We start from the raw sequence: 11,811 nt of genomic DNA, 5'->3' as shown, positions 1-11,811 counted from the left end.
CAACCCCTAACTCAACCGAGCCCTCTCCATAGCCCTCACCACCGCCCTTGCCTTATTCCCGCACTCCTCAAACTCCATCTCCGGCACGCTGTCCGCCACGATCCCCGCCCCAGCCTGCACATGTCCCTGCTCGCCGTTCATGAACAGCGTCCGGATCGCGATGCAGCTATCCAGATTCCCGCTGAAGTCCGCGTAGAAGATGCTGCCGCCGTACACTCCGCGCCGAGCGGGCTCCAACTCCTCAATAATCTCCATCGCACGGATCTTCGGCGCACCGCTCAGCGTCCCGGCAGGGAAGCAGGCCTTGAACGCATCGATCGCCTCCAACTCCGGCTTCAGCTTGCCTTCGATCGCGCTCACCAGGTGCATCACGTGGCTGTACCGCTCCACAAACATCAGATCCTTCACCCGCACGCTGCCGAACTCGCTCACCCGGCCCACGTCATTACGGCCCAGGTCGACCAGCATGATATGCTCGGCAACCTCTTTCGCATCCGCCCGCAGGTCGGCTTCGAGTGCACGATCTTCCACCTCATCCGCGCTGCGTTTGCGCGTCCCAGCGATCGGCCGGTACTCCACGTTGCGGTCATGCACCCGCACCAGCAACTCCGGCGACGAACCCACTATATGAGCCTCGGAGTCCTCCATCCCAAACCGCATGAAGTACATATAAGGCGAAGGATTCACGATGCGCAACGCACGATAAACCTCAAACGCCGGCACCTCCGGCACACAGTCGAAGCGTTGCGAGAGCACGCACTGGAAGACATCGCCCGCCGTAATGTACTCCTTGGCCTTGTTCACCGCCTTCAGGAACGCCTTCTTGGACGTACGCGGAACCATCTTCAGCTTGCCCGTAATCGGCTTCCGTCTCTTCATCACAGGCAGCGCAGAGGCCAGCCGCTTTTCCATCTTGTCCAGCCGCTTCTCCGCCTGGGCGTAGCTCCCGCCGCGCGTCAGATCCACTGTCGCAATCAGCAGAATCTCCTTCTTCACATGATCAAAGGCCAGCACCTGGTCGAAGAACATCAGGCAGGCGTCCGGCACGCCAAGTTCGTCCGCCGCAAGCTCCGGCAGCCGCTCGATCAGCCGCACCACGTCATACGAAAAGAACCCCACAGCCCCAGCCGTAAACGGCGGCAACCCGGCCAGCCGAGCAGGTTTATGCCCGGAAAGCGCCTTTTTCAACTCCTCAAACACGTCGCCGTCGAAGGTCTTCCTGCGCCGGCCCTCGGAAACGGACATCCTTCGCCCGTGCGCGACCATCTTCTTATAGGGGTCGATGCCGATGAACGTGTATCGTCCCACATGCTCGCCGCCTTCCACGCTCTCCAGCAGAAAGGCCTCCGGGGCATCGTTTGCAATCCGCAGAAACGCCGAGACCGGCGTCTCCAGATCTGCAGTCACGGTCCTGTAAACCGGCACTAGGGTATGGCTCTTGGCCAGTTTTTCAAAGGCTGCGCGGGGCGGAAAACTCTCGTGTCGGGATCTCATGGTCGATATGCCAATGGTAAATGCCTGACCCAAAAGCCGTATGGCCGTGGCTTGCACCTGCTGTTAACCAAGGCCTATACTCCGCAGGGTTTGACTGAAGCTTTCACACCAGCCCTTAGAGGCGAAACATGAATCCTCCCCCATTCCGGCTCATCAGCTTAGATTGACGAGGGAGCAACACCATGGCGCGAGAATCACTGATACCCGCAACAGAAAAGAGAGAAACAAAGATGCCCGCAATTGCAAACATCCTGACGTTAGAGCAGGAGAAGAACCCTTGGGAAGCACAGGCCGCACGCTTTGACCTCGCAGCACGCAAACTCAATCTCGATAACGGAATCTGGAAGGTTCTCCGCATGCCCACGCGAGAGCTCATCGTCCACATCCCCGTCGCCATGGACGATGGCTCCATTGAAGTCTTCACCGGCTACCGCGTCCAGCACTCCATCGCCCGCGGCCCCGGTAAGGGCGGCATCCGCTACGCCCCGGATGTGTCCCTGGATGAGGTCCGAGCCCTCGCCTCCTGGATGACCTGGAAGTGCGCCGTCGTCAACATTCCCTTCGGCGGAGCTAAGGGCGGCATCATCTGCGACCCCAAGCACATGTCCCAGGGCGAGCTCGAGCGCATGACGCGCCGTTACACCGCCGCCATCATCGACTTCATCGGCCCGGAAAAAGACGTACCCGCGCCCGACATGAACACCAACGAGCAGACCATGGCCTGGATCATGGACACCTACTCCATGCACATGGGCCAGACCGTCACCGCCGTCGTCACCGGCAAGCCCGTCAACATCGGCGGTTCACGCGGACGTCGCGAGGCCACCGGCCGCGGCATCTCCGTCGTCTGTGACCAGGCCCTCAAGCATCTCGGCATGGACATCGCCGGCACCCGCGTCATCATCCAGGGCTTCGGCAACGTCGGCTCCAACGCCGCGCACCTGCTTTACAAAAAGGGCTACACCATCACCGGTATCGCCGAGTACGATGGCGGCCTCTACAACGCCGACGGCATCGACATCCCCGCCCTCATCGAGCACCGCGCCAAGGCCGGCACCATCAACGGCTTCGCCAAAGCAGAGGCCGCGGACAAGGCAGAGCTCCTCACCCGCGAGTGCGAGATCCTCATCCCCGCCGCGACCGAAAACGTCATCACCAGCCAGAACGCTGCCGACCTCCGCTGCAAGATCCTCTGCGAAGGCGCCAACGGTCCCACCACCATCGTCGCGGACGACATCCTCGAAGACAAACGCGTCTTTGTCATTCCGGATATCCTCGCCAACGCCGGCGGCGTCACCGCCAGTTACTTCGAGTGGGTCCAGGACCGCATGGGCTACTTCTGGACCGAAGCCGAGGTCAACCAGCGTCTCGACGCCATCATGACTGAGTCCTTCACCGACGTCGTCTCCTACGCCACCAGCCACAAGGTCAACAACCGAATCGCCGCCTACATGCTGGCCATCGATCGCGTAGCCTACACCACCAAGCAACGCGGCATGTACGCCTAAAGCGAAGTCAGAAGAAAACAAGCAAAAGGCGGATAAGCCCCAGACCAGGGGTCTTATCCGCCTTGATCGTTCTGATCCCTTTTTATCCCCGTAGTCTTTGCCTTATCCGTTAGTCGGCAAACACAGCCATCTTCACAGTCTGGCTAGCCGTCTGTGTAATCGGCCCACCCTGCGCCACGCCGCTCACCGTGAACGAGTAATTCCCAGGCCGAGTCCCCAGGTCCGTGCAGTTTCCGCCGCACCCACCTAGCGCCGCAACTCCTGACAGCATCGCCACCAGTATCAGCGCCCGCATCCACCGTTTGCGCCGCTTCGGCAGCAGCAGAAGCCCAAGTCCGCCGAACAGTGAAGCCACCAGGGGCCCGCCAGTCCTGCCCAGCGAGCCCAAACGCCCCGGGTCCCCGCAATTATGCGGAGCCATCGTCGTCACATCCAGCGTCGTCGATCCGCCGCCCACTGGAATCGTCCCCTGGATAAACAGGCAAGCGGCTTCAAAAGGCATTCCCGCGCAGCTCAACTGCACCGGCTGCGCAAAGCCGTTCACTGCCGTCACCGTCACCAGCAGTACCGCCGTACGCCCCGTCCCGACCGTCACCGGAACCGGCGTCACCGTCAACGTGAAGCTCTGCGGTCCCGCAGGTGGTGGAGGCGGAACAACCGCCGCCACAATCAACTCGGCCACCGCCCCAATCGTCACCGGATTGAAGTCGTTGGTCCCCGGATAAGCAGCCGTCACCGTATGCAGCCCCACCGCCAGCGAGGAGGTCGTCAACGTCGCAACTCCCGCATTCAGCGCCCCCGTCCCTATCGCCACTGCCCCGTCATAGAACGTGACGTTCCCCGTCGGCACCGCAACGTTGCCCACAATCGCAGCGCTGAACGTCACAGCCGTCCCCACCGTTGCAGGATTCAGAGAACTCGTCAGCGTCCCCGTCGTGAGATCTTTCAGCACCACAAACGGATACGGCCCGGAAAGCCCAGACCCGTTTACCGGATCGCCATTCGCCGGCCCGCCGTTATACGCAATCGTCAGCGTGTAATTGCCCGCATCCAGCAGATCCGGATTCCCATACGGACAAGAGACGCCCTTCAGATCGACGCATCCCGGAACCAGCACCCCATTGCTCAGCACCGAGTACGACCCGCTCGCGTTATAGCTCGGGTCCTGCGGTGTAATCTCCACAATCCCATCGATCGGCTGCCCGTAGTAAACCTGCAGCGGAGTCGTCAGGTCCAGCGACACCGTCGTCTGCCCTAGCTTCACAACATGCGTCCCGGTCAGAGTAGCCGAAGCATAGTTCGCATCACCGCTATACACCGCAGTCAGCGCACGAGTCCCCGGCAGCATCGGCCCAATCGTCGAGGTCGTCGCGACATACGCCGGAATACTCACCGTCGCAGCCCCGTTCGTCACCGCAGCCGAACCCAGCGCCAGCGTAACCGGCGCAGCCCCATTGACCGAGTCATTATCGGAGGTAAACGTCACCGTACCCGTAGGCGCAGGCCCACCCGCAGGCACCACCAGCGTAGCCGTCACGCTATAAGCTGCCTCAAAGTTCGCCGGCTCCGGCGCAGCCGTGACACTGCCGCTGATCGCCTGCACCTGCGGCTGAATCTGGTTCAGCAGCACCGTGATCCCACCCGTATTCACATCCGCGTTCGGTGTTAGCGTCTCCTTGTTCGCCACGACGTTCCCATAGACGCTCCCGCCGTTCGCCACCACCAGATCAGCCCGTCCCAAATGCCGCAGGTCGGCCACCGAGATCGTATTCAGCCCCTGCCCAGCCAGAAAATGTTGCTCCGCCCCAAACGTCCCGTCGCCCTTGCCATACTGCACGCTGATCAGATATCCATCGCTCAGGATCAGATCCGCATGACCGTCGCCGTTCAGATCCGCCACCGCCACCTGGTAGTAGTTCCGCGTGGGCGTCAGCCGCACCGGATTCACCGGATGCTCAGCCGAGGTCAAAAACCTCCCGCCTCCAGACCCGAACCACACATAGACATAGTTCGGATTCGCCGCCGTCGGATTCCGATGATCCGCATCCAGATTGTCGTACACGACAATCAGATCGCCATTTCCATCTCCATCCAGATCCGCAATCACCGCCGATCCCGGAAAAGCCCTGAACCCCAGCGCCTTGGACATTCCCGGAAACGTCCCAGAGATATCCGGCGCAACCATCTGCCCCGTCGTCGTCAGCGATCCATCCACCGCCAGGTCGCCCAGCGGAGTCGAGGCAATACCGGTCCCGCTATTCAGGTAAACCTTCAGCGACCCCTCATCCTGCGCCACCACATCCGCCGCCATCCCCGCGCGGAGCACCCCCGCCGTAACTAGGCTATGCGCATGAGCATCGCTCACCGGAGCGATTAGCGTGGCAAAGGGAACACTGTTCGCCAGCGAAGGCGTGCTGAGCGTCCATAGATTCCCCGCATCCAGATTCACGAACCCCGGAACCCCTCCGCTTCCCAATCTCGGAGCCGCAAAGCTCGTGCCAAAGTAAGGTGCCGTGCCCCCGTTCGCATGACTCGCCACCGCGGATGCCGTCTTGAACGTTCCATCCCCCTGCCCGAACTGCACCGCCACTCCAATACCTAAACCAACCGGTGACGTTGAAGGCCCATCCGCCGTCACCGTAAGATCCAGCACGCCATCGTTGTTGAAGTCCCCCACCACCACGGAGCCCCACGACCCCGCTCCCGGCTTTAACGTCGTCGTAGGAGAAGCCGCAAGCGTGAACGTTCCATCCCCGGCTCCGCGCAATAACTGAGCCTGCGTGGAGTTGACCGCCACTACAGCATCCACATTCCCGGAAGCCATAAACACCCCCGTAGCCCCGCTCATCGCAGGCTGCCCCGTCGCAAAGGAACTCGACGTGCCGAACGTCCCCGAGGAGTTCCCATAAACCACCGCGATCCCCTCCGGCGAATCCACCAGCAGGTTGACATACCCGCTTCCAAAGTCCTGCACCGCAAAGCTCGCATGCCCAGGCCCGATGTTGTAGATCCCGTCCAGCGTATAGCTCAGCCCCGGCTGTCCCTTCAGAACACTCAGCCCCGCCGGCGTCACCGTCAGCAGGTCCAGCACCCCATCGCCGTCCACATTGGCCGCCGCAATCAGATGGCCCCCATGCCCGGTCGTCCCGTCGCTTGCTCCACTGCCGATGATCGAAGTCGTCCCAAACGTCCCATCCCCAGCGCCTGGATAGATGTCGATCTCCCCGTTCGTACCCTCCACCACTAGGTCGATCCTCCCGTCGCCGTTCAGATCCTTCAGCAGAAAGCTTCTTGCCCCATGCGGAGGCTGAAGCAGCGCCGGAGCCTTCAATTGTCCCGTTGCATCGCTCATCAGCACATACAGCGAGATACCATCCGCCCCAGCCACCATCAGGTCATTGACCCCATCGCCGTTGAGGTCTGCTGCCTGCACGTTGCCGGCGCCGTTCGGCAGGGGAAAGCGCTGATAGCTGAACAGCCCGCTTAGGTGGCACGTATAGAGATAACCGTTCGCTGAATCCGTGAAGGCAACGTCCTCTTGCCCACCCGTATTCACTCCGGAAGGCCCTCGCATCGTTGCTCCGCCCAGTATCGGCATTTGCATGACTTGCGTGATGATAAGCGGCGTCGTCCCCAGGCTTGACCCCTCTGGATACAGGCTCACTTGTAACTGCCCTAAAGTCGTGGACGGTGATGAGACCGTCGATACGAGCACCAGAGAGTGCGTCGTCTTACCCCCGGCGATCGAACTCCCAACCAACGCCCTGCTTCCCGTCATATACGGAACCGGATAATCCGCATGCTTCGTATACGTCCCGTCAGAGTTCCCACGCAGCAGGTGGCAGGCCGGCGTCACGCCCGGCACCACCGCATCGCAGTACGCCAGGTTATCCCGCCCCGTATCTTCAATGTCACCGCTCACCAGGCTCACCGGCCAGCTTCCCGTCCCAATCACTGTCGGCTGCACAAACTGCTGTGTCTGCCCTGCGGCACTGCCGGCAGCGCAAAGGGAAAGACCCATCAACAGCACAGCGCGGAATACGGTGGAAACGAACGAGCGTGCAGAGAAATAGAACATAAGAATCAGGGCCTTTCGGACAGACTCCGGTAATTTATCATTCGCCACGCCATTGCGCTCTCCCATGGAAGGGGCAGACTCATCGCCCGTTTCCCGGATGTGGCAAAATGCTATTGGCCCATCTTTAGCGCGTATCCCCGAGCTGAAGCGGCGGACCACGGTCTCAAAGCACCGGTGCGCGCATGAATCTGCCTAACTCCATCACGATGAGCCGCATCGCCAGCGTGCCTCTGCTGATCTGGTTCCTGAGCCCCCATTCGCCCTTTGACGCCCATAACGGGAATCAGGAGATGGCAGCCTCATCCCTCTTCATCCTCGCTTCCATCACCGACGGCCTCGACGGCTATCTCGCCCGCAAGCGCCAGCAGATCACAACCATCGGCATGCTGCTTGACCCTCTGGCCGACAAGCTCATGATCACCGCGGCCTACATCATCCTGGTCGCCTACAACCCCCGCATCGTGCCGCCTTGGATCGCCGTCCTCATCATCGGACGCGAGTTTCTCGTCTCCGGCCTCCGCTCCATCGCCGCGTCAGAAGGCTTCACCATCGACGCCAGCGAGATCGGCAAGCTCAAAACCGTCATCCAGATTGTCTCCGTCGTCGCAGCCATCCTCGCGCACCGCTGGGATTATTGGAACTGGGGCGGCTTCATCGTCGCCGTCCACTTCATCGCCATCACGGCCATCTACTGGATGACCTGCGTCAGCGTGATCTCGGCCGTGGACTACTTCATCGGCTTCTGGAAGCAGATCGACCACGCCTCGGAGCGCGCCCGCACCAAACGTTCCAACGTCCTCAGCCGCAACAAGGCCAAGGCCGTAGCTGCGGCGGAAAACCCTTCAGGCATCTCCTAGCCCTATCGCCAAAGATTGCTTGCGAAGAATCACACGCGAAGAGCATAATGCCGTCACTTGAGGGCCGGGTCGATCCAACCCACCAGGCTGAACCGATCTCCGAATGCAATCCCTTACCGGGCTGTATCGCAGGAGTATCCCATGACGGACATGTTCTTCCCCTCCATGCTTCTCTTCGCCATCGTCTGTATCCCGCTGGCTTTCCTGCCACAGTACGACCTCTGCACGGAGCGCTGCCGTGCATTCTTCCGGCATCTCCTGCACCGCAAACACTCCTGAGCTTTTACTGCCCCAGAATCGCCACTCCCCCCACCGACTGACTAGCCGCAATCCTCTTCTGCCACTCGGCCGGCCCAGTCTGGTGGACACTCGTGCCATCCGCACTCACGGCCACGGTCACCGGCATATCCTCCACCACAAACTCGTGGATGGCCTCCATCCCCAGGTCCTCGAACGCCAGCACCCGCGAGTGCTTGATCGCCTTCGACACCAGGTAAGCCGCGCCGCCCACCGCCATCAGGTAGACCGCATGGTTATCCCGGATGGCCTCGATCGCCGCCTCGCCACGCTCCGCCTTCCCAATCATCCCCAGCAGCCCCGTCTGTTCGAGCATCTGCCGCGTGAACTTGTCCATGCGCGTCGCCGTCGTAGGCCCAGCCGGTCCCACAGCCTCATCGCGCACCGCATCCACCGGCCCCACGTAGTAGATAAACTTGCCATTGAAATCGACCGGCAGCGTCTCTCCCCGGTTCAGCATGTCCGTCATCCGCTTATGCGCCGCATCCCGCCCGGTCAGCAGCTTGCCCGTCAGCAGAACGATCTCGCCTGGCTTCCACGTCTCCACATCCGCTCGAGTCACTGTCTCCAGGTTCACCCGCCGAGCCGTATGCACGTCGTACTCCAGTTTTGGCCAGTCCTTCAACGAGGGAGGCACCAGCTCCGCCGGCCCACTCCCATCCAGCACAAAATGCGCATGGCGAGTCGCAGCACAGTTCGGAATCATCGCCACCGGCAGGTTCGCCGCGTGCGTCGGATAGTCCAGGATCTTCACGTCGAGCACCGTAGTCAGCCCACCCAACCCCTGCGCCCCTATCCCCAGCGAATTCACCTTGTCATAAAGCTCCACACGCAGCTTCTCGATATTCGTCTGGGCCCCGCGAGCCTTCAACTCCTGCATATCGATCGGGTCCATCAGGCTTTGCTTCGCCAGCAGCATCGCCTTCTCCGCCGTCCCGCCGATCCCGATCCCCAGCATCCCCGGCGGACACCATCCCGCACCCATCGTCGGCACCGTCTTCAGCACCCAGTCCACCACGGAGTCGGACGGATTCAGCATCACAAACTTCGACTTCGCCTCAGACCCCCCACCCTTGGCCGCCACCGTCACATCCACAGTCGTACCCTTCACCAGCGATACCTCGACGACGCTCGGCGTATTGTCGATGGTGTTCTTGCGCGAGAATGCCGGGTCCCGCAGAATCGATCCTCGCAGCTTGTTATCCGGGTTCAGCCACGCCCGCCGTACACCCTCATCCACCATCTCCTGCAGGCTCATGTTCGCAGGGCCACCATCCGGCCCGACAAATTGAACCTCCATCCCCACCTTCAGAAACGTCGTCACGATCCCCGTATCCTGGCAGATCGGCCGATGTCCCTCCGCGCACATGCGGCTGTTGATCAGGATCTGCGCCATCGCATCCTTGGCCGCCTTGCTCTCTTCCATCTCATATGCCCGCGCCAGGTTGGTGATGTAGTCCACCGGGTGGTAGTAGCTGATGTACTGCAATGCGTCCGCGACGCTCTCGATCAGGTCCTCTTGCTTGATGACGTTCATTCCCAAATCCTCACAATGTTCCCGAAATAGATTCTAGGCCGCAACAACCCCATAGTCATCCATTCCAGCCTCATACATTGAACGCACCCCGAATCTGCATCACACTCATTGTTCGCATCTGCGACGTACGGCCGAGGATGATGCCTGAAGACTTGAACACGACGCATCTCACAGCCCCGGCCCAGCCCCATGTGACGAAAGGGGATGCTCCGGAGCAGCCATGGCAGGCCCTGCTCGACTCCGCCGGAGAAGGCATCTGGGGTGTCGACCTCGAAGGCCGCTGCACCTTCGTCAACCGTGCCGCCCTCCGCATGCTCGGCTTTGACGCCCAGGAGCTCATCGGGCAGAACATGCACGCCATGATCCACCACCATCACGCCGATGGATCGGTCTACCCAGCCGAAGACTGCAGCGTCTATAACGTCTTCCGCCGCAACCGCCCAGTCTCCAATGAGGTCGACCACGTCTTCCGCAAGGACGGCAGCTACTTCTGGATCGAGCTCTCCGCCCAGCCCATCCTGCACCTGGATAAGGTCCAAGGCGCCGTCGTCACCTTTCGAGACGTCACGCAGCACCGCATGGCCGAACAGGCCCTGCGCCGATCCGAAAAACTAGCCGCCGTAGGCCAGCTCGCCAGCTCCATCGCGCACGAGATCAACAACCCCCTAGAAGCCGTCCTCAATCTCGTCTATCTCGTACGAGGTGCAGACACCCTTGAAGACGCCCGTCACTACGCGAATCTAGCCGAAATCGAGCTAGTCCGCGTAGCCGATATCACCATGCAGACCTTGCGCTTCCATCGTCAGCAGACCGCCGCCGCCCCGGTCAATCTGGAAGACACCATCACCGCCATCCTGCGTCTTTACGCCTCGCGTTTCCCAGCTCGCCGCATCAAGGTGGAGCAGTATCTGCGAGCCTCCCATGAGCCCTATCTGCTTGAAGGCGACATCCGCCAGGTCCTCAACAACCTCATCCGCAACGCCTATGACGCCATGCCCCACGGCGGCACGCTGACCATCCGCCTGCACTCCGCCACCTGCCTCAAGACCAGCATTCCAGGCGTTCGCATCACCATCGCGGACACCGGCACCGGCTTCCTGCCGGCCATGCGCGGGCATCTCTTTGAGCCCTTCCACACCACCAAAGAGGTCACCGGCACCGGTCTGGGCCTATGGATTACCAAGGGAATCGTCGATAAACATGAAGGCCGCATCTACATGCGCAGCCGCGAGGGGCAGGGAACCGTCTTCACCATCTGGCTCCCCGTCCAATCCGCCGCCGCCGCAGTCGCAGCCTGAGAACGTGCTACCGAATCGTTCCGAACCGGTAAACCAGCCCGACGTTCACGCCCTTTGTGTTCTGGATCGTGCTTCCGTAGGTCGTACCCAGATACGTCGGCGTAATCCGAGCCGAAAGATTCGGATAGAGGTGATAGTCCAGGTTTACCCCAACCGAGAACGCCGCTGCCGTCCCTGAAGGCCACAATCCAACTACTGCAGTCGGAAAGTCCTTGGGTCCCGTGCTGAACCGTCCATAAGCCGCGCCGCCCGCACCGTATACGCTCACGCCAAACTTCTCTTTGGCGACCAGCCGGTACGAGGGTCCAGCCATGAAGTCGTAGCTCTGGATCTGAGGATTCACCGCATTCGGATTCCCGTTGCCCAGCTTCGCAGAGCCGAACGCGCCGCCCACCAGCGCCTCCGCTCCAAAACGCGGCGTAAACGAGTACATCGCGCTCGTCCAGAACGTCACATCGTTATTCTGCTGTTTGAACTCGCCGCTGCGGAAACGCAGGTAGCCAGGTCCTGCGCCAACCTCCCACTTATGCGTGTAGGTCTCCTGAACCGCGCGCTGAATGCGGTTCTTGCGATTCTGATTGCTCTCCCGCCGCCGTGGCTTGGAGCTCTGCGCGCCCGCCGCCAACGCCGTTCCAACCAGCGCCAGACCGGCCGCCACCTTCAAGCTCTTGCCTGAAAAACCCAGCTCAAACGAACTCAAACCACCGTACTTCTTACCTGAAATCAAGATCAACGGACTCAC

At 61.2% G+C, this 11,811-nt stretch carries 8 protein-coding genes; 4 read left to right on the top strand and 4 right to left on the bottom strand.

The genetic code is table 11. The annotated features are described in order from the left end of the window. Positions 1-6: 6 nt before the first annotated feature. Complete coding sequence (gene trpE / locus ACIX9_RS15145; RefSeq protein ID WP_013581370.1) at positions 7-1,494, bottom strand: anthranilate synthase component I; 1,488 nt, start codon at positions 1,492-1,494, stop codon at positions 7-9. A gap of 230 nt (positions 1,495-1,724) precedes the next feature. Here trpE and ACIX9_RS15140 point away from each other — a divergent pair, with 230 nt between their 5' ends. Next, the gene (locus ACIX9_RS15140; RefSeq protein ID WP_049789310.1) at positions 1,725-3,002 is read left to right on the top strand and encodes a Glu/Leu/Phe/Val family dehydrogenase; all 1,278 of its coding nucleotides are present in this window, start codon (positions 1,725-1,727) and stop codon (positions 3,000-3,002) included. 109 nt (positions 3,003-3,111) lie between these two features. Here ACIX9_RS15140 and ACIX9_RS15135 read toward each other — a convergent pair whose 3' ends face one another. Further along, a complete protein-coding gene (locus tag ACIX9_RS15135; RefSeq protein ID WP_198152106.1) occupies positions 3,112-7,023 on the bottom strand; it encodes an FG-GAP-like repeat-containing protein in 3,912 nt (1,303 codons plus the stop codon). Positions 7,024-7,262: 239 nt separating this feature from the next. On the opposite strand from ACIX9_RS15135, the gene pgsA reads away from it, so the two are divergent. Next, positions 7,263-7,937, top strand: coding sequence for a CDP-diacylglycerol--glycerol-3-phosphate 3-phosphatidyltransferase (gene pgsA / locus ACIX9_RS15130; RefSeq protein ID WP_013581367.1), 675 nt, complete (start codon positions 7,263-7,265; stop codon positions 7,935-7,937). Positions 7,938-8,078: 141 nt separating this feature from the next. Then, positions 8,079-8,216: a hypothetical protein gene (locus tag ACIX9_RS25905; RefSeq protein WP_013581366.1), complete on the top strand. Its 138-nt coding sequence runs from the start codon at positions 8,079-8,081 to the stop codon at positions 8,214-8,216. 4 nt (positions 8,217-8,220) lie between these two features. On the opposite strand, the gene ACIX9_RS15125 is transcribed toward ACIX9_RS25905, so the two are convergent. After that, positions 8,221-9,771 (bottom strand): fumarate hydratase, encoded by a 1,551-nt coding sequence (locus ACIX9_RS15125; protein WP_013581365.1) that lies wholly within the window; start codon positions 9,769-9,771, stop codon positions 8,221-8,223. 152 nt (positions 9,772-9,923) lie between these two features. Between ACIX9_RS15125 and ACIX9_RS15120 the strand changes: the two genes are divergently transcribed. Continuing rightward, entirely contained in the window at positions 9,924-11,069 is a 1,146-nt protein-coding gene (locus ACIX9_RS15120) for a two-component system sensor histidine kinase NtrB (protein ID WP_232298730.1), read from the top strand. A gap of 7 nt (positions 11,070-11,076) precedes the next feature. Here the strand turns inward: ACIX9_RS15120 and ACIX9_RS15115 are convergent, their stop codons facing one another. Continuing rightward, positions 11,077-11,802: an outer membrane beta-barrel protein gene (locus ACIX9_RS15115; RefSeq protein WP_013581363.1), complete on the bottom strand. Its 726-nt coding sequence runs from the start codon at positions 11,800-11,802 to the stop codon at positions 11,077-11,079. Positions 11,803-11,811: the final 9 nt, after the last annotated feature.

Origin of the sequence: Granulicella tundricola MP5ACTX9, from assembly GCF_000178975.2 — a bacterium.
Taxonomy (GTDB): Bacteria; Acidobacteriota; Terriglobia; order Terriglobales; family Acidobacteriaceae; genus Edaphobacter; species Edaphobacter tundricola.
This window is presented reverse-complemented; position numbering and strand designations above follow the sequence as displayed.